The organism is Ruegeria sp. HKCCA4008 (assembly GCF_013033125.1).
Classification (GTDB): domain Bacteria; phylum Pseudomonadota; class Alphaproteobacteria; order Rhodobacterales; family Rhodobacteraceae; genus Ruegeria.
Window position 1 is genome coordinate 160,408 of the sequence record NZ_WQDM01000006.1, and the last position, 23,470, is coordinate 183,877.

At 60.6% G+C, this 23,470-nt stretch carries 26 protein-coding genes; 14 read left to right on the top strand and 12 right to left on the bottom strand.

Features of this window, described 5'->3' with window-relative positions; translation table 11 throughout:
• Positions 1–10 precede the first annotated feature (10 nt).
• From GOW60_RS14505 to GOW60_RS14515, 3 genes are read right to left on the bottom strand one after another with little or no spacing between them, the layout of a single operon-like run.
• Positions 11–463, bottom strand: coding sequence for a DUF6173 family protein (locus GOW60_RS14505; RefSeq protein ID WP_171229817.1), 453 nt, complete (start codon positions 461–463; stop codon positions 11–13).
• Between the two features lie 4 nt (positions 464–467).
• Positions 468–1,514: an MBL fold metallo-hydrolase gene (locus tag GOW60_RS14510; RefSeq protein WP_171229818.1), complete on the bottom strand. Its 1,047-nt coding sequence runs from the start codon at positions 1,512–1,514 to the stop codon at positions 468–470.
• Positions 1,514–3,217 carry an acyl-CoA dehydrogenase gene (locus GOW60_RS14515; protein ID WP_152456783.1) on the bottom strand — a complete coding sequence of 568 codons (1,704 nt, stop codon included), beginning with the start codon at positions 3,215–3,217 and terminating at the stop codon, positions 1,514–1,516. The genes GOW60_RS14510 and GOW60_RS14515 overlap by 1 nt, the downstream gene beginning before the upstream one ends.
• Positions 3,218–3,355: 138 nt before the next feature.
• Between GOW60_RS14515 and GOW60_RS14520 the strand changes: the two genes are divergently transcribed.
• Positions 3,356–4,306 carry an L-threonylcarbamoyladenylate synthase gene (locus GOW60_RS14520; RefSeq protein ID WP_171229819.1) on the top strand — a complete coding sequence of 317 codons (951 nt, stop codon included), beginning with the start codon at positions 3,356–3,358 and terminating at the stop codon, positions 4,304–4,306.
• Here the strand turns inward: GOW60_RS14520 and GOW60_RS14525 are convergent, their stop codons facing one another.
• Positions 4,307–4,861 (bottom strand): YqgE/AlgH family protein, encoded by a 555-nt coding sequence (locus GOW60_RS14525; RefSeq protein WP_152456781.1) that lies wholly within the window; start codon positions 4,859–4,861, stop codon positions 4,307–4,309. It abuts the gene before it with no gap.
• Between the two features lie 145 nt (positions 4,862–5,006).
• On the opposite strand from GOW60_RS14525, the gene GOW60_RS14530 reads away from it, so the two are divergent.
• Complete coding sequence (locus GOW60_RS14530; RefSeq protein ID WP_371813366.1) at positions 5,007–5,819, top strand: protein-disulfide reductase DsbD domain-containing protein; 813 nt, start codon at positions 5,007–5,009, stop codon at positions 5,817–5,819.
• Between the two features lie 4 nt (positions 5,820–5,823).
• Positions 5,824–6,273: an NUDIX hydrolase gene (locus GOW60_RS14535; RefSeq protein ID WP_171229821.1), complete on the top strand. Its 450-nt coding sequence runs from the start codon at positions 5,824–5,826 to the stop codon at positions 6,271–6,273.
• On the opposite strand, the gene GOW60_RS14540 is transcribed toward GOW60_RS14535, so the two are convergent.
• From GOW60_RS14540 to GOW60_RS14565, 6 genes are all read right to left on the bottom strand, one after another.
• Positions 6,240–9,641, bottom strand: a complete 3,402-nt coding sequence (locus GOW60_RS14540; RefSeq protein ID WP_171229822.1) for an efflux RND transporter permease subunit — start codon at positions 9,639–9,641, stop codon at positions 6,240–6,242. The genes GOW60_RS14535 and GOW60_RS14540 overlap by 34 nt on opposite strands.
• A 5-nt stretch (positions 9,642–9,646) precedes the next feature.
• Entirely contained in the window at positions 9,647–11,095 is a 1,449-nt protein-coding gene (locus tag GOW60_RS14545) for an efflux RND transporter periplasmic adaptor subunit (protein WP_171229823.1), read from the bottom strand.
• 106 nt (positions 11,096–11,201) lie between these two features.
• Positions 11,202–11,744: a molybdenum cofactor biosynthesis protein B gene (moaB, locus tag GOW60_RS14550; protein WP_171229824.1), complete on the bottom strand. Its 543-nt coding sequence runs from the start codon at positions 11,742–11,744 to the stop codon at positions 11,202–11,204.
• Positions 11,745–11,750: 6 nt separating this feature from the next.
• A complete protein-coding gene (locus GOW60_RS14555) occupies positions 11,751–12,371 on the bottom strand; it encodes a LysE family translocator (RefSeq protein WP_171229825.1) in 621 nt (206 codons plus the stop codon).
• Positions 12,368–12,967 carry a metallophosphoesterase gene (locus GOW60_RS14560; RefSeq protein ID WP_171229826.1) on the bottom strand — a complete coding sequence of 200 codons (600 nt, stop codon included), beginning with the start codon at positions 12,965–12,967 and terminating at the stop codon, positions 12,368–12,370. The genes GOW60_RS14555 and GOW60_RS14560 overlap by 4 nt, the downstream gene beginning before the upstream one ends.
• Positions 12,964–13,731, bottom strand: a complete 768-nt coding sequence (locus tag GOW60_RS14565) for a uracil-DNA glycosylase family protein (RefSeq protein ID WP_171229827.1) — start codon at positions 13,729–13,731, stop codon at positions 12,964–12,966. The genes GOW60_RS14560 and GOW60_RS14565 overlap by 4 nt, the downstream gene beginning before the upstream one ends.
• Before the next feature lie 83 nt (positions 13,732–13,814).
• On the opposite strand from GOW60_RS14565, the gene GOW60_RS14570 reads away from it, so the two are divergent.
• The 10 genes from GOW60_RS14570 to GOW60_RS14615 all read left to right on the top strand — a co-directional run bounded on the left by GOW60_RS14570 (position 13,815) and on the right by GOW60_RS14615 (position 20,362).
• A complete protein-coding gene (locus tag GOW60_RS14570) occupies positions 13,815–14,429 on the top strand; it encodes a scavenger receptor class F, member 2 (protein WP_171206084.1) in 615 nt (204 codons plus the stop codon).
• Between the two features lie 59 nt (positions 14,430–14,488).
• On the top strand, positions 14,489–15,424 hold the full coding sequence (locus GOW60_RS14575; RefSeq protein WP_171229828.1) for an aspartate carbamoyltransferase catalytic subunit: 936 nt from the start codon (positions 14,489–14,491) through the stop codon (positions 15,422–15,424).
• Positions 15,421–15,939 (top strand): hypothetical protein, encoded by a 519-nt coding sequence (locus tag GOW60_RS14580; protein WP_171229829.1) that lies wholly within the window; start codon positions 15,421–15,423, stop codon positions 15,937–15,939. The genes GOW60_RS14575 and GOW60_RS14580 overlap by 4 nt, the downstream gene beginning before the upstream one ends.
• The gene (locus tag GOW60_RS14585; RefSeq protein ID WP_171229830.1) at positions 15,924–16,310 is read left to right on the top strand and encodes a hypothetical protein; all 387 of its coding nucleotides are present in this window, start codon (positions 15,924–15,926) and stop codon (positions 16,308–16,310) included. The genes GOW60_RS14580 and GOW60_RS14585 overlap by 16 nt, the downstream gene beginning before the upstream one ends.
• Positions 16,307–16,759 carry a hypothetical protein gene (locus GOW60_RS14590; protein WP_171229831.1) on the top strand — a complete coding sequence of 151 codons (453 nt, stop codon included), beginning with the start codon at positions 16,307–16,309 and terminating at the stop codon, positions 16,757–16,759. Before GOW60_RS14585 ends, GOW60_RS14590 begins: the two co-directional genes overlap by 4 nt.
• Positions 16,756–18,036: a dihydroorotase gene (gene pyrC / locus GOW60_RS14595; RefSeq protein ID WP_171229832.1), complete on the top strand. Its 1,281-nt coding sequence runs from the start codon at positions 16,756–16,758 to the stop codon at positions 18,034–18,036. Before GOW60_RS14590 ends, pyrC begins: the two co-directional genes overlap by 4 nt.
• On the top strand, positions 18,036–18,641 hold the full coding sequence (plsY, locus tag GOW60_RS14600) for a glycerol-3-phosphate 1-O-acyltransferase PlsY (RefSeq protein ID WP_171206089.1): 606 nt from the start codon (positions 18,036–18,038) through the stop codon (positions 18,639–18,641). Before pyrC ends, plsY begins: the two co-directional genes overlap by 1 nt.
• Positions 18,638–18,907, top strand: coding sequence for a hypothetical protein (locus tag GOW60_RS14605; RefSeq protein WP_171229833.1), 270 nt, complete (start codon positions 18,638–18,640; stop codon positions 18,905–18,907). Before plsY ends, GOW60_RS14605 begins: the two co-directional genes overlap by 4 nt.
• A 183-nt stretch (positions 18,908–19,090) precedes the next feature.
• Positions 19,091–19,567, top strand: coding sequence for a YHS domain-containing (seleno)protein (locus GOW60_RS14610; protein ID WP_171119757.1), 477 nt, complete (start codon positions 19,091–19,093; stop codon positions 19,565–19,567).
• Positions 19,568–19,828: 261 nt separating this feature from the next.
• Positions 19,829–20,362, top strand: a complete 534-nt coding sequence (locus GOW60_RS14615; RefSeq protein WP_171229834.1) for an outer membrane protein — start codon at positions 19,829–19,831, stop codon at positions 20,360–20,362.
• A 49-nt stretch (positions 20,363–20,411) separates the two neighbouring features.
• Here the strand turns inward: GOW60_RS14615 and GOW60_RS14620 are convergent, their stop codons facing one another.
• Complete coding sequence (locus GOW60_RS14620) at positions 20,412–21,395, bottom strand: quinone oxidoreductase (protein ID WP_171229835.1); 984 nt, start codon at positions 21,393–21,395, stop codon at positions 20,412–20,414.
• A gap of 192 nt (positions 21,396–21,587) precedes the next feature.
• On the opposite strand from GOW60_RS14620, the gene GOW60_RS14625 reads away from it, so the two are divergent.
• Positions 21,588–22,445 (top strand): DUF2189 domain-containing protein, encoded by an 858-nt coding sequence (locus GOW60_RS14625; protein ID WP_152456761.1) that lies wholly within the window; start codon positions 21,588–21,590, stop codon positions 22,443–22,445.
• A 30-nt stretch (positions 22,446–22,475) separates the two neighbouring features.
• On the opposite strand, the gene GOW60_RS14630 is transcribed toward GOW60_RS14625, so the two are convergent.
• Positions 22,476–23,462, bottom strand: a complete 987-nt coding sequence (locus GOW60_RS14630) for an NAD(P)H-quinone oxidoreductase (protein WP_171229836.1) — start codon at positions 23,460–23,462, stop codon at positions 22,476–22,478.
• Positions 23,463–23,470 lie beyond the last annotated feature (8 nt).

Consider the following 23,470-nt stretch of genomic DNA (forward strand, 5'->3'; position numbering starts at 1 on the left):
GAATTGCAAGTCAGCTGTCTTCCAGATCCGCCGCCAGACGGAAACCGATGCGGTTGGCGGGTTTGTCCTCGACCGATTTGGGCAGGGCGCGCAGCATCACGTTCAACTGGCTGACATGCTGCACCAATTGCGTGCGGGCCCCGGTTCCGTCAGATCCGTAAAAAGTGATCATGTCGGGGTCGAAATACCCCATCCCTTCGATCCGCATGACGCCGGCATCGCCGCCGGTAAAGCCCATGGCGACTTCGTGATCGCCGTCCAGAGTCTTTTCAAAGTTCTGGATATACAGGATCAGACGCTCGTATGCCCATTGCGCCGGGCTTTTGTTGGCAACAGGCTTCTTCAACCCCTCGGGCAGGTCCTTGGTTCCGGATTCGGCATTGGGATCCGCGTGCACCTCGTGACACCGCGGCAAAGCGGCGGCTTCGGCGGCCTCGGCCGAGGTTTCGATCTGGTCCTGCATTCTTCTACCCTTTGCGCTGATACAGCGATGCCCCGTCAGCGCGTTGCGTCCGGGTTACCGCACCAATGTGGTAGAGATGATTCACATGCGCAACCGCCTCAACCAGCGCAAGCCCATATTCGCCTTCGCGGATCGTGCGTTTGAACAGTGGCAGAAAACAATCCGCGGCCGCTCTGGGTTGATCCAGATGCTTCAACAGGCGGTCCAACGCGCCGTGGTGGTTGTCGATCAGCTGTTTCATCCTCAGCGGCAGGCCCGAAAACGGCAGCTTGTGCCCGCCCAGAACCAGATGATCGGGCCGGGCAAGCGTCTGCAACCGCTCGCAGGCTTCCAGCCACGCTGAAACCGGATCGGCCATCGGTTCCGTGGCATAGACGCCCAGATTGGGACTGATCGAGCTGAGAATCTGATCGCCGCTCAACACCAGATTGTCGTCACGGCTCCAGAAGGTGGCGTGTTCCGGCGCGTGGCCATTGCCCATATGCACATCCCAGTCGCGCCCTCCCATTCGGATCACGTCGCCCTGCTTGATCCGCGCAAAGCCCAGCGGCATGGGGTAAACCGTGTCGGCAAAGTTGAACGGACGATCCTTCATCCGCGCATTCAGAACCTCGGGCGCCATGCCGGCGCTGCGATAGAAATCAAGCGTTTCCTGCGGCCATGTCTCTTGCACATCCAGCGTCAGCATCCGCGCGAACAGCCATGAGGTGCGGCTTGTGACCAGCTCGGCCCCGTGTTCCGACTGAAACCACCCGGCATTGCCGACATGGTCAGGATGATGATGCGTCACCACCACACGGGTGATCGGTTTACCTTTCAAAGGCCCGCCCATCAGGGTTTCCCAGATACGCCGCGTCTTGTTCGACGACAGCCCGGTGTCAATCACCGTCCAACCTTCACCATCGTCCAGCGCGTAGATATTGACGTGATCCAGCGCCATCGGAAGAGGCAGGCGCATCCACAGTACACCCTCGGCAACCTCGACGGCTTCACCCGGCGCGGGCGGTTCCGCCCACGGATATCTGATCCCCGATACGCGATCCCCGTCCATCACGCCGCCAACTCATCGGGGCTGAGCGAGAAGAGGTCATCCGCGCCGCTTTGCACCCGCGCCAGAAGCCCGGAATGCTCGGGCAACAAGGCGTTGATGTAGTAGCGCGCCAATTTGGCCCGTGGTCCTTCCGGATCAGCCAGAGCCGCGGACAGGTGATAATGCCCGCCAAGAACCCGGGCAAACGCCTGAAGATAGGCCGTTGCGCCTGCAAATCGGTCGTTCATGTCGTCTTGCGCCACCAACCATTCGGTTGCCTCGCGCAGGGTTTCTGTTGCCTCCCACACTGGACCGGCCAGATCGGGCATCGTCGTACGCGCGTGTTCGGCCTGTTCTTCGATCTCGTCCAGAAGGTTCGAAGCCGCCTCGCCCCCGTCCATCATTTTGCGCGCAACAAGGTCCATGGCCTGAATGCCGTCGGTTCCCTCGTAAATCGCGGTCACGCGAACATCGCGGGAATATTGCGCCGCACCTGTTTCTTCGACAAAGCCCATGCCGCCATGCACCTGTACGCCGGTTTCGGCCACGCGTATCCCGGTCCGGGCCCCAAAGTTCTTGCCGATTGGCGTCAACAACGCGGCCCGCGCGGCCCAATCGGCGTCGCCGGTGGCTTTCGCCATGTCAATCGCGGTCGCGTTGGCCAGAAGAATCGCCCGAGCTGCAAAGATATCGGCGCGCATATCCATGATCATGCGACGCACATCCGCATGATCGATGATCTTACCTGAAGGCGTCCTGCCCTGCTTGCGTTCCAGCGCATAGGCCAAAGCATGCTGATAGGCGCCTTCCGCAACGCCCACACCTTGGCCACCCACGCCCAGGCGGGCGTTGTTCATCATGGTGAACATGGCCGCCATACCGCCATGTTCCTTACCGACAAGCCATCCTTTGGCGCCGTCATATTGCATCACGCAGGTGGGAGAGCCATGCAGGCCCATCTTGTGTTCGACGGAAACAACCTTCAGGTCGTTGGCCACGCCGGGATTGCCATCCGCATCGGGGATGTATTTCGGCACCAGAAACAAGGAAATGCCCTTGGTGCCGGGCACACCGTCCGGCAGGCGGGCCAGAACCAGATGGCAGACATTTTCAGCAAAGTCGTTGTCGCCCCAGGAGATGAAGATCTTCTGCCCGGTCACCGAGTATGTGCCATCACCATTTGGCTCAGCCTTCGAGGTCAGCGCGCCCACATCCGATCCGGCCTGAGCTTCGGTCAGGTTCATGGTAGCAGACCATTCACCCGAAATCATTTTGGGCAGATACAGCGACTTCAATTCGTCGCTGGCGTGATGTTCCAACGCCTCGATCTGGCCCTGCGCCATCAGCGGAGCAAGTTGCAGCGACAGGCAAGCGGCGCTCATCATCTCGTTCACGGCAGTGGTGACAGCCATCGGCAGGCCCATTCCGCCAAATTGGGGATCAGCGCTGATCCCGATCCACCCGCCTTCGGCAATCGCCTTCCAGCCATCGGCATAACCCGGAGAGCTGCGGAGCACGCCATTCTCAAGCCGCGCCGGTTCCAGATCACCGGCACGCTGCAACGGGGCCAGAACCTCTTCGCTCATCTTGGCCGCTTCGGTCAGGATGGCCGTGACGACATCGGCGCTGGCATCTGCAAAAGTCTCGGTGGCGGCGACCTGGTCGAACCCGACGACATGGTCCAGCAGAAATTGATAATCTGAGATTGGGGCGCGATATGGCATGATTTCTCTCGGGGTCTAACGGATCGGAATGCATCGGCGGGCTTGGAATCAAATGCAAGCGCCGGTAAGCGTGTGGGCCTGAACCGATTACGTACCTTACCTCAAGTTCCAGGCAACCAAAACGCGGCGTCATCAGATATGATCTCATCCGGCACACAGGAATTGACGGCAGATCCCGGCGGCATCGCGCAGGCTGCCGATTTTTTGCGCCAGGGTCTTCTGGTCGCTTTTCCGACCGAAACGGTCTATGGCCTTGGCGGCGACGCCCGCAACGGACAGGCCGTCGCATCGATTTACGAGGCCAAGGGACGGCCCAGCTTCAACCCGCTGATCGCCCATGTCGCCTCGGTCGAAGCGGCCCAGCGCTTTGTGCAATGGTCGGATCTGGCCGAGCAGCTGGCACAGGCCTTCTGGCCCGGTCCTCTGACCCTGGTTTTGCCGTTGCGCGAAGGGCACGGGGTTTCTTCGCTGGTGACCGCCGGGCTGGACACTCTGGCCGTGCGGGTACCTGCGCATCCGACGGCGCGTGCGCTGCTGGCCGACTTTGACGGACCGGTCGCGGCCCCTTCGGCTAATCCCTCGGGTCAGATCAGCCCCACGACGGCGGCTCATGTGTGGTCCGGTCTTGGCGGAAGGATCGCGGCTGTTCTGGACGACGGTCCCTGTGCGGTGGGGCTGGAATCCACCATTGTCGGTCTGGCCGGAGAGCCCACATTGCTGCGTCCGGGCGGCGTTGCGTTGGACCGGATCGAAAGCGTACTGAACATGCACCTGCACCTGCATCAATCCGGCGACCTGCTGACCGCTCCGGGGCAGTTGCAGTCGCATTATGCGCCCGACGCCCCGGTCCGCCTGAACGCCACTGCGCGTCACGGGGATGAGGTTCTGCTGGGCTTTGGGCCAGTGGACTGCGATCTGAACCTGTCTGTCCAAGGACGTCTGACCGAGGCGGCCGCGAACCTTTTTGCAGCCCTTCACAGATTGAACGAGACCGGCCGACCCATTGCCGTATCTCCGATCCCGAACACCGGATTGGGAGCTGCAATCAATGACAGGTTGCGCCGCGCCGCTGCGCCGCGCGACAGCTGATCAGGCCCGGCCTGCGCTGGCGGACAACGTCAGAGGGTCCACCCCGAGCGTCGCCAAGGCAGCTTCCCATTTTTCGTCATCAGGCACGTCGAAGACAAGTTTCGTCGTCGCTTCGGTGGTCAGCCAGCCGTTCATCGCAATTTCGTCCTCAAGCTGACCCGGCCCCCAGCCGGAATAGCCCAGCGTCAGCATCGAATTCAGTGGTCCGCTGCCAGAGGCCAGATCTTCAAGCACATCCAGTGTCGCCGTCATGCTGAAATCCGCGGAAATATGCATCGAGTGCAGATTGGCCTCATAATCGGCGCTGTGCAGGACAAATCCGCGCGACATCTCGACCGGGCCACCGAAATGCACAAGGCGCTCTCCGATCACCGGGATACGGCAGGCGATGTTCAGTTGCCCCAGCAACGTCTTGATTCGCAGATCCGAAGGCTTGTTCACGATCAATCCCATGGCGCCATCGTCGCCATGGCTGCACATATACACCACCGAATGGTCGAATCGCGGATCGCCCATTCCGGGCATCGCAATCAACAGTTTTCCGGTCAGGTCCATGGGCCGTCATCTCTTTGTCAGTTCACGTCAACAATGGCCCTGCCGCACCCCAGTTTGCAAGAGACCAACCCGTATTTCGACAGATTTCAGCGCGGTGACCGGATCGTGACTTGGAATCCGCGCCATCGACGCGCATTTATGGGGTATGAAGATGCCGATCAAACCCACCGCCGTCGCCGCGCTCGCGTGTCTGAGCCTGTCCGTCCCAGTTGCCGCGCAAGACTTGGACAACGTGGTTCGGCTGGATGTTCTGGATGGCGGTCGGGCGACCAACGGCACCTATATGTCCGCGTTGAAACTGACGCTCAAGGATGGCTGGAAGACCTACTGGCGCGCGCCAGGAGATTCCGGCATCCCGCCCGAGTTCGACTGGAAGCGATCCAGCAATGTCGGCCAGGTGGAAATCATCTGGCCCTCGCCCGAAGTCTTTGACCAGAATGGCCTGCAATCGATTGGCTATGAAAACCAGTTGGTCCTGCCCATCAAGGTCACTCCGCGCAACCCGGCAAAACCGGTCCGTCTGAAAGGCAGGATGGATCTTGGGGTTTGCAAAGACGTTTGCATCCCGGAACGCCTGGATTTCGACCACACGCTGGACGCCGAAGCTGATCGCAACCCGGCGATCGCCGCAGCGATGGCGCAAAGGCCCTATTCCGCGCGCGAAGCCCGCGTCACCAAGACCACCTGCAACCTGACGCCCACGAAAGATGGGATGCGGATCGAGGCGCGGATGACGATGCCGTCCGCGGGAGGTCGAGAAGTCGCCGTGATCGAGCCCGGCAATCCTTCGCTTTGGGCCTCGCAACCCGTATCTCAGAGGCAGGGGGATACATTGGTGGCCGAAGCGGAAATCATTCACGCATCAGGTGCACCTTTTGCGCTGGACCGGTCCGAGATCCGGATCACCGTTCTGGGGTCCGATCACGCGGTGGATATTCTGGGCTGTAGCGCGGGCTGAATGCATGAGCCAATCCCCCAAGATCGGTGCGTTGGCGGTAGTTCTGCATCAGGACAAGGTTCTTCTGGTTCAGCGCAGCAAACAGCCGGACAAGGGCCTGTGGGGGTTCCCCGGCGGCCACGTAGAGTGGGGTGAAACCGTTCTGCAAGCGGCGCAGCGCGAGTTGCGGGAAGAAACCTCGGTGATTGCGGAACCGTCTCATTACCTGAGAAATCTGGATCTGCTGCGTCATGACAAGGCGGGGCAGGTTTTGTCCCATTACCTGTTGGTCGGCGTTGCCTGCCGCTATCGCTCCGGCACACCACAAGCTGGCGACGACGCGCTGGATGCCCGCTGGTTTGCGATCGAGCAGATACGCCGGGGCGACCTGCCGATGAGCGCGCGGGTCATCGACCTTTTGGAACACGCGATCCGCGCGGATCAGGCATCGGCCGATCTTGTCAGCCGCCCATAAAGCAAACCTGACAGGACCACGCTCAGGACCACGATCAGAATTGCCCCGGCCAGGAATGCACCCAAACCCATTCGCAGCACCGCAATGCCATCTCCGCCCGCATAGAGGCCTTGCAGCACGCCAAGCGGCGCGCCTGTAACCGCAGGCCAAATCATCGTCAGGCCGAACCAAACAGCCAAAGCGGCCCCGGTTGCCGCCAGCGCCCCGCGAACCACCCGGTCGGGTGCCCGCGCGGCACGGCGCATGGCTGTCATCGGACGCGCCACGTCATTGAGAATCGCCAGCAGAGCAGGCACCAGGATCAAAACCAGCAACATCCCGAACCCAAGCCCGTAAACCAGCGTGATCACGGTCGGCTTGAGGAATTGCGCCTGTTGCGAGCCTTCGTAAAGCAACGGCGCAAGTCCAAGAACCGTGGTCAAAGTGGTCAGCATCACGGGACGCAACCTGTCTGCGGTCCCTTCGACAATGGACGGAACCAGACCACGGTCTTTTTGATACGCATCTATCGTCGTCACCAGAACGATCGAGTCGTTGATGATGATCCCCGTCATGCCCAGCAACCCGACCACCGTGAACATGCTGAGCGGCACATCCCAGATGTAGTGGCCCCAGATCGCACCAACGAGGCCAAAGGGTATGATTGCCATGACAACCACTGGCCGTGTCCAGCTGGCGAACACCCAGGCCAGAACAAGGTAGATACCTGTCAGGCACAGGATCAAACCGGTGCGGGCTTCGGCAAGGAATTCATTTTCCTGTTCGCTCAGGCCCGACATGCGCCACTCGACTTGCCGTTCGGCCGCGATATTCGGCAGGATTTCTTCCTGCATCGCCCGTTCGATTTCAGCCGCGCGTGTCGGATCATCTTCCGAGATGTCGCCATAGACCGAAACAACCCTCAGGCCGTTTTCGCGCCGAACCGTCGAGAAACCGGATTCACGCTCGACCGAAACGATGTCGGCCAGCGGTACGTAGACCCCGTCAGGAGACCGCATGAGCGTACGCTCGAGGAAATCAGCCGTCAGTTCGCCTTCAGGCAGTTCCACACGGATCTCGGCACTGCGTGGCCCGTCCGGGAAAGTTGCCGCTTCGATACCGTTCAGGCGATTGCGCAAGGCGCGACCAAGCGTTTCTATCCGGAAACCCAGCGCCTCTCCCTGTGCAGTCAGGTCCAGGATGAACTCTTCCTTGTCATAAGCCAGGTTGTCTTCCAGCGCCGAGACTTCGGGAAATTTCGACAGCTCGGCCTGCAAGTCTTCGGACGCGGCCTTGAGAACGCTCACGTCAGAGCCGAAAAACTGCACGTCGATGGCGTCGCCACCCGGGCCGGACCGCCACCCCCGGAAGCTGATCACTTCGAGCTTGGGATGGCGCGGCGCGAATTCCTGCAACTCTCCGACGAATTCGAAACTCGAATAAGGGCGCAGATCGGCATCGATGAGTTCGATCGAGATACCCCCCAACAAACTGCCATCCTTGCCATCCGCAGCAGCCAGCTGTCGGCCTGCATTGCCGCCAACCTCGGCCAGGACATAGTCGATCGGATTGCGCCCATGACGCTCTTCGTAGATCTGGCCCAGGTCATTGACCGCCTGTTGCAGAAGGCGCATCATTTCCAGCGTATCCGATCGCGTCGAACCTTCGCGCATGATAAAGCCGCCGGTCACGGAACTTCGCTCTGGTGCATTGAAAAAACGCCAATTCACGTCGCCGCGAATGAACAGTGCCACCTGGCTGGCCAGTACTGCGATCATCAGCGCCACGACGACGTAGCGCGCCCATATCACCCAGGCGATCAAGGGGCGGAACAGGTGATCCCGAACCCAACGGAAACCACGATTGACGACCCGATTTGGCAGGTCATACCAGTGTTCCTTGGCCGAATGCGCGATGGCGTGCGCCATGTGATTGGGAAGGATCAAAAAGCATTCGACCAGCGAAGCGATCAAAACGGCGATCACCGTAAAGGGAATGTCGCGGATCAATTCTCCGAAACGTCCGCCCACCAGGGTCAGACCGAAAAACGCGATTACCGTCGTGACAGTCGCAGCCAGCACCGGCATGGCCATCCGCCGCGCCGCACGTTCCGCAGCCACAACAGGCGGCTCACCCAAACGCCGGGCGCGGAAATCCGCGTGTTCCCCCACCACGATGGCGTCATCAACCACGATGCCCAGCGTGATGATCAGGCCGAACAGCGAGACCATGTTCAGCGACAAGCCCCCCAGATACATCAATGCGATTGCGGCCGACATCGCCACGGGGATACCCGCCGCAACCCAGAAGGCGATGCGCGCATTGAGGAACAAGAACAGCAGGCAGACGACAAGGCCAAGACCCATCAACCCGTTGTTGACCAGAATGTTCAATCGGTCGGTTATGGCCTGGGCGCGGGTGCGGATCAGCTCAATCTTCACACCTTCGGGCAAGCTGGCCTGCATTTCACGGGCAACATCTTCGACCGTGTGCTGGATGTCTATCGCATCGCCCAGATTTGACCGGTCGACCCGGATGGACATGGCCGGATCGTCACCGACGAAATAACTGCGATGCCGTGTGACACCTTCGACCCGAATCCTGGCGATATCACCGACCTTCAGCTTCGACCCGTTGGCAAAGGTCCGCAGCGCGATGTCTTCGATCTGCTCCGGGGTCCGCTTTTCGGTTCCGGCCCGGATACGCGCACCTGCGCCCTCAACCTCACCAGCGGGATCGGTGCTGACCTCGGCCGCAATCGCCGACGCGATCTCTTCCATAGTGATGTCATTGGCGATCAATTGCGCCGTGGTGATCTCGACAATGATCTGGGGCGCGGCAATGCCCCTGATTTCGGTTCGCGTAACCCCTGCCGAAAACAAACGGTTGATGAACTCATCCGTCAGCTTCGCTAGTTGATTGGTGTCGGTGGGACCGCTGATAACGACATCCGTCACCCGATCCCGCCAAGCGCCGCGCCGAATTTCAGGTTCTTCCGAGCCTTCGGGCAGATCCGTCACACCGTCAATCGCGGTCCGGACGTCTTCGACCGCGCGGGACATATCCCAGTTCGGCTCGAACTCCAGTCTGACGCGGGTCCAACTTGGGTGTGAGCTGGCCTCGGTGCTGGTTACCCCTTCAACGGCCAGCAGCGCAGGTTCCAGCAACTGCACGATACCGGCATCCATGTCCTCGGGGCCTGCACCTTCCCACGAGACGGTGACATCAACCCGTTCCAGAATGACATCCGGAAAGAACTGCGCCCGCATGTTCGGGATAGCCGCTGCACCCAGAACCAGCATCACCAGCAGCAGCAAATTGGCGACCGTCCGGTGCCGTGTGAAATAACTGAGAAGGCCACCCGCTACGCCAGGTATCTCGCGCATCATGACGCTCAGCCCCCGGCCTTGGTTTCAATGCGCCGCACCAGAGATGAAGGGACGCGCGCTTCGCGCAACTGACCGAGAACCTGAGTTTTCTCATCCTGAGGCATGGATTCGTTGGCCTCGACCCGGGCCACGAGTTCAGCGCGTTTCGCATCTGAAAGTTCGACCATGCCCGGGTCTGCCCCGGCCTCAAGCCGCAAGGGCCGCACCCGCACGCCAGATCCAAGCAACGGCGTGCGTCCGATCACAACCTCGCGCCCTTCCAACCCGTCGCCCCGCAGCAAAACCTCGTCACCCTGTCTGCGGACAAGCTGCACCGGCAAGCTTTCCAGGCGGTCATCCGCACCCAGCACCAGAACCGTTCCCGATGCGTCCAATGCCGAAGACGGCAAGCGGAACACATTGGCAAGCGGTTGTTCCTGAACCGAGACGGTGACGAAATCTTCGGGCTTGAAACCGGATGCCTCTTGCAGACGCGCATAGATCAGTCGTCCGGTCTGACCCTCGCCCGCAGAGCCGCTGTCGCGGCTGATATGACCAGTCGCGGTCAGATCGGTGCCCGTCACCTCAAGCGAAACCGTGACCGGTGCGTTGATCAGCCTGTCATTCTCGTCCAACAGACGTACATATTGTGCCGTCGACACCCGGAACGCCACTTCAAGAGCGTTTGGATCAACCAGTTCAGCCAGTTTTTCATTCGCCGACACCAACCGCCCTTCCACAAGCGTCACATCGGTCAGCGTACCGCTGAATCCGGCCCGAATGGTCATATCGTCAAGATCGCGTTCGGCTGCCTCCAAGGCGATCACCGCCCGCGCCAACAACGTCGTTGCCTGATCGACGCGGGATTCAGCCTGTGCAAGCGCGATACGGCGCGCCAGAACGGCCTGTTGTGCCGAAGCAGCCGCCAGTTCCGCCTCTTCCACGCTGGCGGCGGCGCCTACCCCTCGGGACTCCAGATCGCGTTGCCGTTGCAGCGCCCGTTCCCGCAGTTCGGCTTGCGCCTCGGCCGATTTCAATTCGTCCTGCGCCAGCAGCAAAGACCGTTCGGCATCACGTTCTTCGAATTGTGCGTCCAAAAGATCTGACTTGGCCCGATCCAGCGCGGATTGGGCATCCGCCGGATCCAGTTCAACCAGAACTTCCCCGGCAGTCACCGTTCCGCCATCCACGAAATCCTCTGCCAGGGCGACAACGCGGCCACCCAGTGCCGCGCGCAATTCCAGCCTACGCCGGCTCTGGACCTCTCCGAATGCTTCGAGATATGGGATTACGGTTTCCGCTTCGGCCTGACGTACGGCAACCGCAAAGACCCGTTCGCGGGCGGCGGGCGCCTGGTTCTCACGCGTCAGGACGTCCTGAACGGCACCCATGATGATCTGCGCGGCAACAAACAGCAGAGCAAGCGTCAGGAACGCCAGAAAGATACCGACAAGACTCTGCCGTAGAAATCGCATCAAACAGTTACCCCGGTTGCACCAAGCTGCCGTCCACAACATGTAGCCGGATCACGAATTATGCCAAGCCACAAAGCGGTTATACGGAATTGAACGTACGACCAGTCTACTTCCGTCGCAGATGTTCGTCCAATCTGGGCATTATTTCCACAAAATTGCAGGGGCGATGCCGGTAATCGAACTGTTTTTCCAAAATCCCATCCCACGCATCCTTGCAGGCCCCTGGGCTGCCGGGCAATGCAAAAAGGTATGTTCCCCCCGAAACCCCCCCGGTTGCACGGGACTGCACCGCCGAAGTGCCGATTTTTTCCATCGAAATGATGGTGAAGACAGTGCCGAATGCGTCGATCTCTTTTTCGTACACGTCCCGATGCGCCTCGACCGTCACGTCCCGCCCGGTCAGACCCGTTCCACCGGTCGAGATCACGACATCGATCCGCTCATCCGCCACCCATGCCCGCAACTGGTCGGCGATCTGGTCGCGCTCATCCCGGATGATCTGGCGATCCGCGACCACATGGCCCGCTTTTTCGATCCGGTCCACCAATGTCTGCCCCGAGCGATCTTCGTCCAACGATCGGGTGTCCGACACGGTCAGAACGGCAATTCTGACGGGGATGAACTCCTTGGTTTCGTCAATGCGCGACATCTTGCGTCAGGCCCTTTCCATCATGACAAGCCGGATCGCGAGGGCGGAAAAAATACCCCCCGTGATCCAACCAATAATACGCGAGGCGCGCGGGTTGCCGATCAGCACCTTGCCTGCCCCGCCGGCAAAAATTCCGACCAGCCCGTTCACCAAGAACCCGCCAAACGCGATGATCAGCCCGAAGATCAGGAACTGCGCCAGAACCGATCCCGCGGTCGGGTCGACGAATTGCGGTATGAACGCCAGCACGAACAGAATGACCTTGGGATTGGTCAGGTTGACCAACATTCCATCCCGAAAGGCCATGCGCGTCGACCGCACAGGCGCATCCCCCGTCGAAGCTCCATGCCGGACCGCACCCCAAGCCAGATACATCAGATAAGCGGCACCCATCCAGCGGATCACTTCGAAAAGCCAGGGCAGCGCCGACACCGCAGCGCCCAGCCCAAGCCCTGCCAGCAGCACGTGAATCATCGAACCCACGGACACGCCGGCGCTTGCCGATACCGAAGGCCACGCCCCGGATCGCAGCCCTTGGCCAAAGCAGAACATCATATCAGCACCGGGCGTCAGGTTCAGTGCCAGTGCCGCTGGAACAAAGACCAGCAAAGTCTGGAATTCGATCACGCATCCACCTCAAACCAACTTGGCATCGGGCCCAGATTGGCCAAATGCGTTCGCCCCAAGGACCCGCGATAGCCCCAGCTTTCATGCACATGACCGAAGAACGCAAATCCCGGCTGAAGGCGTTCCACCGCATCCCGTATGGCAGTCGATCCGACCGAAAGGCCTTGCGATGTCTGATCCCCATACCCTTTGGGCGGAGAATGAACGATCAGGACATCAGCCGTTTCACACCGGTCGAGCATCTCGGTCGCCTCACCTTCCGTTAGGTCACAGGACCAGTCTCCGAACGGAGTAGGTGGTACGCCATAGCCAAGACCAAACAAGCGCAAGCCGTCTATGGTCATGCCAGACCCATGCAGGACATGGACACCGTCCGGGGCCGCATTGCCCAGCTCTTCTGCACTTTCCGCGTTTCCCGGGATCAGGACCAGCGGGGCCGAAATGCCGGACAGCATCTGCATCGCCTCGTCCAGCCCCCGACGCGAATTGCAATAATCACCGGCACCGATGACAAGATCAGCCTCGGCGCTGGCGGCAACAAGATCGGCTGCCCGGTTGCGCGCCATGTGCAGATCTGAGAATGCCAGAACCTTCATGTTGCACCTCGCAGCCGCGCTTTCAGTTCCAGCAGATCCGCCCAGGCCTGCCGTTTCATCTGCGGTTGTCGCAGCAGGTAAGCCGGGTGGAACATCGGAATCACCGGCAGATCCATTGCCTGATCCCATTTGCCGCGCAGGCGGGTGATGCCGCGTTTGCCCAGCACCGCCTGACAGCTGATATTCCCCATCACAACCAGAACCTCGGGTCTGGCCAGGGCCACGTGGCGTTCCAGAAACGGCTTCATCATCCCGATCTCTTCGGGCTTGGGGTCGCGGTTCTGCGGGGGCCGCCATGGCAGCACATTGGTGATATAGACATTCTCGCGACGATCCAGATCAATTGCCGCCAGCATCCGGTCCAGCAACTGACCCGCACGGCCGACAAAGGGTTTGCCCTCGCGATCCTCATCGCGACCCGGCGCCTCGCCGATGATCATCACGCGCGCGCCGGGGGTCCCGTCGGCAAAGACCAACTGCCGCGCACCGCGCTTGAGCTCGCAATGCTCGAACGCGTCCATCGCTGCGCGCAGCTGATCCAGCGATCCCGCGCCCCGTGCTGCGGATCCCGCGATTGCTACCGGGTCCAAATCGCTGGGCTTAGCCGGGGCGGCGGGGGGCGTTTCCGGTTTCCTGGGTTTGGCCGTGGTGTCGGGCAACGCGTACCGGTCAACCGGCACATCACCGATTGCCTCGGTCACACCCAGTTCGATCTGCCATTCCAGCAGCGCCCGCGCAGAATAATAGTCCAAGCCCGATTCCATAGGGATAACTTACCCGCCTGAGGGCTGAGGGAAAGCGAATAGGGCTTGATCGGTCGCTCTGTCGCGCCGACCATCGGCATGCGATGCTCAGATTTCTGCGATTCCTCATCATTGGATTAGTGCTGGTTGTCACCGATGATCCGGCATGGGCCACATTTCATGACAAACACGGGCAGTGCCGTGCGGGTCAGTTCAAATGTGGCAGCACATGTTGTTCAGGCGGGCAAAGATGCAGTTTTGATGGCCATTGCATTCCACTGGGCGGCACCTATTGCGGCGGCGGGCGCAGTTGCGGTCCGTTCGAACGCTGCGTTGCCGGTGGACTCAGATGCGCGCCCGCAGGCCTGAACAAATGCGCATCACGGTTGGATTGTCCGGGCGACAGTTTCTGCAATGGCCGTGGCGAGTGTGAACGAAGCGCACCCGAACTGGATACGACACCACCGGCCACATGTGCTGATGGCAGAACCTGCGCGCGCGGTTCGGCCTGCCTGCCCGGCGGGGGCTGCTCTCGTCCGGGGTGGTTCCTGTGCGAGGAAACCGGATCACAATGCCGCCCCGGTTTCAAATGCTCGGCGCATCAAGGCTGCGTACCGATCAAGGCCATCGACTGTGGTTATGGCAAGTGGTGCAAGCCGGGCGAGCAATGCCTGCCCGAAGGCGGCTGCGAAAAACTGCCTGAGGGTACGGAACCTTAGGTTGCCTTGCGCCGCCCGGCTTCCTATAAGCGGCGCGATTGTCAGACAGGAGCCCGCCCATGCGTTTCGCCCATCGTCACCTTCTTGGCATCGAGCATCTGTCGCAATCCGATATCACCGACATTCTGGATCTGGCCGAGACCTATGTCGACATGAACCGCCAGTCAACCAAGCATTCGGACGTTCTGTCGGGGCTGACCCAGATCAACATGTTCTTCGAAAACTCGACCCGCACGCAGGCCAGTTTCGAACTGGCGGGCAAGCGTCTGGGTGCGGATGTGATGAACATGGCGATGCAGGCCAGCTCGATCAAAAAGGGCGAGACCCTGATCGACACCGCGATGACGCTGAACGCGATGCACCCGGATCTTCTGGTGGTGCGGCACCCGCATTCCGGCGCAGTCGATCTGCTGGCGCAAAAGGTCAATTGCGCCGTTCTGAACGCCGGTGACGGCAAGCATGAACACCCCACGCAAGCCCTGCTGGACGCCCTGACCATCCGTCGCGCCAAGGGCCGCCTGCACCGGCTGAACATTGCCATTTGCGGCGATGTCGCCCATTCCCGCGTCGCCCGATCGAACCTGATCCTGCTGGGCAAGATGGAAAACCGCATCCGCCTGATTGGCCCGCCGACGCTGGTGCCCAGCCAGTTCGCCGAGTTCGGGGCCGAGATCTATGACGACATGAACGAGGGCCTCAAGGACGTCGACGTCGTCATGATGCTGCGCCTTCAGAGAGAGCGGATGGATGGCGGGTTCATCCCCTCGGAACGCGAATATTACCACCGCTACGGGCTGGACGCCGCAAAGCTGGCGCAGGCCAAGTCGGACGCGATCGTGATGCATCCCGGCCCGATGAACCGCGGGGTCGAGATCGACGGCACGTTGGCGGACGACATCAACCGATCCGTCATTCAGGAACAGGTGGAAATGGGCGTCGCCGTCCGCATGGCCGCGATGGATCTGCTGGCCCGCAACCTGCGCGAGGCCGTATGAGCGATCTGACCGTCGCCCCCCACGAACGCGGTGTTCTGCGCCTGTTCACGCTGGACATGCGCCCGGAAGAGGCGAAGTTCCTGCGCGAACCGGGTGCCGCCGATCAGGTGCTTGGGGTCGACGGGCTGGACCCCAGCCATATCGATATTTTCCCGGTCTCCGACCTCGAAGAGCTCGGCCTGTACGGCTACCTGACCGAGGGCTGCGGCGTGTCTGCGGACCAGCTGGACCGGAACGCTCTGGCCTCTGTCGACGGTTGGGTCATGGTCCTTCGCAGCGCGGCTTTCAACGGACACCCGGCGACGCTGAACCCCGATCCGCGCCTGCGCCTGATCGGCCTGTTCACGGAAGAGGCCACGAACTGGACCGGGGGGATCATCGAAACCGAAAGCGCCAAACCCTTTTCCGCCCCGCAAACCGTCACAGCGGGTGACACCCCCCGCCGCGTCGGATCTGCCATTCTGGCACTGGTCGCGCTTGTGGTCATCGGAGGCATCTTATGGCTGATCCTGTGATCTTCGCCCCGGACAAAGGGGCCTATATCCGCACAAATGCATGGCTGGCTGCCGTTGCCATGGCCGGCGGGATGGCCGTGCTGTGGCTGATCGGCAATCCTTACGTCTGGACCGGAGCCCCAGCTGGCCTTGCCGCCATCGGCTTTCGCGCGTGGTATCTGGCCTCGGAAGAACTGGTCTCGAATTGGCAATTGTCAGACACCGCGCTGACCGGTCCCGGTGGACGCAGCGTGCCGCTGAACCAGATCACCGCCGTGAATATCATGGGCAGCTTCGTCCAGGTTGTCACCAAAACCGGCGACAAGCATCTGATCAAGTACCAGTCAGACCCGGCCGCCACCAAAGCCGCGATTGAAAGGGCGATGGGATGAGCGACGAATGGTGGCGTGAGAAGATACCAGAGGGCGAACAGGTTCTATGGTTCGGGCGGCCGCATAACGGGTTTTTTCCGCCTCATCTTGGTTGGTCCTACAGGATTCTGATCGGCGCTGTCGGTCTGGCGTGGTTCGCCAGCCCGTGGATTGTCGACTCGGTGCGGGATTTCTGGAAGCTGATCAGTTGCACGGGCGTGCTGGCATTCGTGATGTGGGCGGACCGCTTTGTTCGCTCGCAACGCGTTTATGTTGTGACGCCGCAGAACGCGTGGCAAGTCAACAAAGAACTGAAAACCAAGAAACTGGAAATCAACCGGTTCCTGGATTTCCGCACTGTGCCCTCAGCGGTGGTTTTTAACCGCCACCCCTTTTTCAGATTCGACCATCTGCCCGACCCGGATGCCGCGTTGGCAGCGCTGACCCAAGCCCGAGAGACCCATACATGACCGCCCTGATCTTCACCAATGCCCGCCTGATCGACCCTGAAACCGGCGCGGACAGTCCCGGCTGGTTGCACATTGCCGACGGCCTCATTCACGGCAAGGGCAGCGGGGACGCGCCCGTTGCTGACGCCCAGGTCATCGACTGCGGGGGCAAGTGCCTCGCCCCCGGCATCGTCGATATCGGCGTCAAGGTGTGTGAGCCGGGCGAACGGCACAAGGAAAGCTACAAATCCGCAGGCCTCGCTGCCGCAGCCGGTGGTGTCACCACCATTGTCACCCGCCCGGATACACTGCCCGCGGTCGATACGCCGGAAACGCTGGAATTCGCGACCCGGCGCGCGCAGGCGGATGCGCCGGTCAACGTGCTGCCGATGGCCGCGCTGACCAAGGGGCGCGAAGGGCGTGAGATGACGGAAATCGGATTCTTGCAGGACGCAGGCGCCGTGGCCTTTACCGATTGCGATCACGTCATCACCAATACCAAGGTGTTTTCCCGCGCACTGACCTATGCGAAATCCTGCGGCGCGCTGGTGATTGCCCACCCGCAAGATCCGGGCCTGAGCCATGGCGCCGCGGCCACCAGCGGCAAATTCGCCGCCCTGCGCGGATTGCCTGCGGTCTCGCCCATGGCCGAGCGCATGGGGCTGGACCGTGACATCGCGCTGTTGGAAATGACGGGCGCGGCCTATCACGCCGACCAGATCACCACCGCCCGCGCCCTGCCCGCGCTGGAACGGGCCAAGCGCAACGGGCTGGACATCACTGCCGGCACCTCGATCCATCACCTGACGCTGAACGAACTGGACGTGGCCGACTATCGTACCTTCTTCAAGGTCAAGCCTCCGCTGCGGTCCGAGGATGACCGGCAGGCGGTGATCGAGGCGGTGCGCACCGGCCTGATCGACACGATCAGTTCGATGCACACGCCGCAGGACGAAGAAAGCAAACGCCTGCCGTTTGAAGAGGCCGCCTCGGGCGCGGTGGCGCTGGAAACGCTCTTGCCGGCGGCATTGCGCCTGTATCATGCCGACCAGTTGGACCTTCCGACCCTGTTCCGGGCGATGGCATTGAACCCGGCCAAACGGCTTGGTCTGGAAAGCGGCCGATTGTCGGAAGGCGCGCCGGCGGATCTGCTTCTGTTCGACCCGGATGTGCCTTTTGTGCTTGATCGCTTTGCCTTAAAATCCAAATCTCAGAACACGCCATTTGACGGCCAGCGGATGCAAGGTAAGGTCATTTCGACCTATGTTGCAGGTAAAGAAGTGTTCCGGAGTTCCTGATGCCCCCGATCGACAACTCGACCAGCGAACTGCTCCAGTGGGCGGTGGTTGGATATCTCTTGGGCTCCATTCCCTTCGGCCTGCTGCTTGCAAAGGTCATGGGGCTGGGAAATCTGCGCGAAATCGGATCCGGAAATATCGGCGCAACCAATGTCCTGCGCACCGGCAACAAAGCCGCCGCGGCGCTGACCTTGCTGTTCGACGCAGCCAAGGGCGCGGCGGCGGTTCTGATTGCCCGTGCTTATGCCGGAGAAGACGCCGCGCAGATCGCAGCCCTTTTTGCCTTTCTGGGTCATTGCTTTCCCATCTGGCTGGGTTTCAAGGGCGGAAAAGGCGTGGCCACCTTTCTGGGCCTCTGGCTGGCGCTGGACTGGCGCGTCGGAGTTGCGTGCTGTCTCAGCTGGCTGGTGGCGGCGGCGATCTGGCGGATATCCTCGGTCGGCGCACTGGCCGCGGCCGCGCTTTCAACGACCTGGGTGCTGGTTCTGACAAACGGACAATCCTTTATCCTTGGGATTATCCTGACCCTTCTGATCTATTGGCGTCACAGCACCAACGTCGCACGGATCAAGGCCGGGACTGAACCGAAAATCGGAAAGTCGTGACACCGCCGGACGCTTTCGTTTCCGCGTTTTTCGCACTGCCCGAGGGTAGTTTTACCGGTACATCGGGGGATCGGCGCTATGTCGTCGTGCGCCAACAGATGGCAAAGGGAAAATCCCACAAGCTGGTTGCGCGCGAGCTGGGCGGCACCGACTATATCAGCATGAACCTGTATCAGACACGCATCAGCGGCGCGCTGCTGAGGCCTTGTGAAATGGCGGCCAGCAAAGTCATCGCGTTTGTTCTGGATTTTGAACCGGACGCGTAATGTCAGGCCTGCATTTTTGAACAGACGTTCCTCTTTGACGCACAATCACGATTCATTGTTTTGAACGTGATCCGCCTGCTTCCCAGATCGCTGTCGTGACGGTCAATTACGGGCCACACAGGACAACAATCCGGGGCCTTCGATCCGCACACAGACGAGGCTCCTTTCACGAAAGGTGGAACAATGAACAAGTTTAAATCTCTGATCGGTGGCGTCGCTCTGTCCGTTGCGCTGGCAACATCCGCTCTGGCCGCTGGAGTGGACATCAACGCAAGCTCGACCGGTCTGGCCATGCAGGGTTATGACCCCGTTGCCTATTTCACCGTCGGTGAAGCGACCAAGGGCGACTATCGCATCACCGCGCTGCACGACGATGCGCTGTACCGTTTCTCGTCCGAGGAAAACAAAGCCGCCTTCGAAGCCAACCCGGAAGCTTACCTGCCTGCATACGGCGGCTATTGCGCCTTTGGTACAGCCATGGGCTTCAAGTTCGACGGTGACCCGAACCACTGGAAAATCGTCGACAACAAACTGTACCTGAACTTGTCGGAAGACATCCAGGAACGTTGGGAAGGCGACATCCCGGGCTTTATCGAAAGCGCAAGTGCAAACTGGGAAAACATCGCGGACAAGACCCCTGCTGAATTGCAAAAGCAATAATCCGCCTAAATCTTCAGATGTGTCGGCGGCGGAATGTTCCGCCGCCGCATATCGTTTGAAGACCTCTCATCTCTACCTATCTCATCAGTATCAGAAGTGCCCGATTTCAAAGGCCCCCCGGCGTGTCTTTTCACGTTTCAGAGCCAGAATTCGGGCAGGGGTTCGTAGGTATCACTGATCCGATGACGTTCGCGGATCGTAACTGTCTGCATAAGTGAACCAAATTTCACTGGAGCAGAGTGACAATCGAAAGGAAATGAGATGACTTTGAAATTGGCTCTCATCACTACTGTCGCAACCGTGGTCGCGGGATCGGCAATGGCACAATCCTCGGGCAACTGGACCGGGTTTTATGGCGGTCTGCAACTGGGTTATGCCGATGTAGACACCAACCTGTCCGGTGTCGATGGCGATGGCGCGATCGGTGGTATCATCCTGGGCTACGACTATGATCTGGGCGACTGGGTCGTTGGCGGCGGATTTGACTATGACTGGACTGACGTGGGCCTGTCCGGCGCCGCAACTGTCGAAGATGTCTGGCGGTTGAAGGCGCGCGCCGGCTACAAGGTAAACCCGCAAGGTTTGCTGTACGGCACGGCAGGCTACGCCGAAGCGGGCACCGACACCCTGGGCAGTGATGACGGGTGGTTCATCGGCGCAGGCTATGAACAGATCGTGGCCCCAAATGTGAGTATTGGCGGAGAACTTCTGTATCACGAATTCGATAACTTCAACGGAAACAATGTGGATGTCGACGCAACCACATTGCAGGTTCGTGTCTCTTACCGGTTCTGAACGGCACTCCGGATAAAGTTGAACCCGGCCTGACAGGCCGGGTTTCGCGTCAAAGGTCCAGAATCGTACTGCCGGTCGTCTGCCGCGCTTCCAACGCGCGATGTGCATCGGCCACCTGATCCAGCGCAAAGCGCTGATCGATGTGGATCTTGACCTCTCTGCCCTCGACCTTGCCGAACAAGCGGCGCGCCATTGCCTGACAGATGGAGTGGTCCGCAATATGGGTGAACAAAGTGGGGCGGGTAATCTTGAGCGATCCTTTCTTGCCCAGAACACCGATATCGAATGGCGGCACCGGCCCTGAGGCGTTGCCGAAGGAAATCATCATTCCCAAGGGTTTTAGGCAGTTCAACGATCCGTCGAACGTGTCCGCCCCCACGGAATCCATGACCACATCCACACCCTTGCCTTTGGTGATCTCGGCCACCCGTTCGGCGAAATTCTCAGAGCGGTAGTTGATGCAATGCGCGGCCCCGTTGAACCGGGCAAGGCTGCACTTCTCGTCGGTTCCCGCCGTGCCAATCAGAGTGATCCCTTCTGACTTCGCCCATTGACAGGCGATCAGTCCGACCCCACCCGCCGCTGCGTGGAACAGCACCGTATCCCCGCGTTTCAGCGGAGTGGTTCGGTGAAACAGGTATTCAACCGTCAAACCCTTCAACATCATTGCCGCAGCAGCGTCGAAAGAGATGCCATCCGGCAAAGGGCACACCTGTGCCGCAGGCATTACGCGGGCCTCGCAATACGCGCCGGGTGGGGCTGCGGCATACGCGGCCCGTTGACCGGGTTTCAGGTGCGTTACCCCTTCCCCGACGGCTTCGACGACACCCGCCGCCTCCATCCCCAAAGCATGGGGGACCTCCAGGGGATACAATCCAGTGCGTTGATAAACATCAATAAAGTTTAGACCGCAGGCATGATGACGGATACGTATTTCACCCGGTCCGGGGTCGCCCAATGGCCTGTCTTCGATCCGCAGAACCTCGGGCCCGCCGAATTCGTGCAATACCACCGTTTTCGCTATTGTCTGCATCCTGACCTCCTCTTGCCTGACATCAAGCTAACATGACTGCGATGCGGAGCAATCGTCAGATATCAGAGTGTTGATCAGGATTCCGCCAAACTGTGCTATACTGCGATCAGGCGTTGTCGGCTGGTCCGGCCACGGACAACTTAATGCCGGATCCATTCCGCGGCGCGCACCTCGCCAGGAAAGGGGATGAAAATGGCTAAAACAATCGGAAATCCGATCAGTTGGGCAGCCCAGAATCTTGGGGCGGCCAGTGATCATGTCTCGGACAGCGTTTCAAAACTCGGAAGCGCGGATACCACGCATTTGCCGATGGTGCAGACATTGACGATGCAAGATCTGCGCGCCTGCCTGAAGGCGGGGTATCACGACTTTGTCGAAACACGGGCGGATGCCATATTCATTGTGCTGATCTACCCGATCGCGGGGCTTTTGATGTTCGGCTTTGCCCTGAACGTCAACATGGTGCCACTTCTGGCGCCTCTGGTCGCCGGTTTTGCCTTGATCGGTCCAGTCGCAGCTGTGGGGCTGTATGAGATCAGCCGCAAACGAGAACAAGGCAGCACGGTGCATTGGTTGGATGCGTTCGGTGTATTCCGCTCTCCGGCTTTCGGCGCAATTCTGGTTTTGGGCTTCTATCTGGTGATGCTTCTGCTGATCTGGCTGATGGTGGCGCAGAGCATCTATACGCACACAATGGGGCCAGAAGCCCCCGCGTCACTTGGCACTTTTGCCAAGCAGGCCGTCACTACGGTTGCCGGCTGGACCATGATGGTTGTCGGACTCGCCGTTGGGTTCGTGTTCGCTCTTTGCGCTCTGGCGATCAGCGTCGTCAGCTTTCCGTTGCTTCTGGACCGGCAAGTCGGATTGCCGGTGGCGGTCGTGACGTCGTTTCGCGTGTTGCGTCACAACCCCGGCGTCATCTTGACCTGGGGTTTCATCGTGGCGGCCCTTCTGTTTCTGGGTGCCGTGCCGATGCTATTGGGCCTGATCATAGTGATGCCGGTTCTGGGCCATGCCACATGGCACCTGTACCGCCGCGCGGTTGCGTGAACGCGCGGGTCTGCCCCGCGCGCGCAGAGTTCAGCCCGCGACGTGCAGGACGATCTTGCCAATATGGCCCGAGCTTTCCATGCGTGCATGGGCGGCCGCAGCCTCGGCCAGATCAAATTCGCTGTCCATGACAGGCGCAACCTTGCCTGCCTCAAGCAGAGGCCAGACAGCTTCGCGCAGGTCCTGCGCAATCCGGGCCTTGGCCAGATCGCTTTGCGGGCGCAGGGTGCTGCCGGTCAGGGTCAGGCGTTTGACCATCATGAGGGCAAAGTTCAGCTCGACCACCGGGCCTTGCAGGAAGGCGATCTGGACCAGCCGCCCATCCTCGGCCAAAGCTTTGACGTTGCGCGGGATATAGTCGCCTCCGACCATGTCGAGGATCAGGTTTGCCCCGCCTTCGGCCCGTATGACGGCCACAAAATCCTCATCGCGGTAGTTGATCGCCCTTTCCGCACCCAGCTTGACGCAAGCCTGACATTTTTCATCCGACCCTGCGGTGGCAAAAACGCGGGCGCCAAAGGCATTGGCCAACTGGATGGCCGTCGTGCCAATCCCGCTCGAGCCGCCATGGACCAGAAATCGTTCACCGGCCTTCAGCCCGCCCCGCGTAAACACGTTGGACCACACGGTGAAAAAGGTCTCGGGCAGGCAGGCCGCCTCTTTCATTCCCATGCCGGCAGGAACCGGCAGGCAATGGGCCGCAGGAGTGGCGACATATTCGGCATAGCCGCCGCCCGGCAGCAACGCGCAGACCTGATCCCCGACGGACAGTCCTTCGACCCCGGCCCCGACCGAGACCACTTCGCCCGAAGCCTCAAGCCCCGGCAGGTCGCTGGCACCGGGCGGCGGATCGTAAGCGCCCGCGCGCTGCAACGCATCCGGGCGGTTCACCCCGGCATAGGCCACTTTCAGAACGACCTGCCCCGCACCCGGTTCGGGAATCGGACGCTCGGTCAGTTGCAAAACATCGGGACCACCCGGTTCGGTGATCTCAACAGCGCGCATCATCTGGGTCATAGGCACCT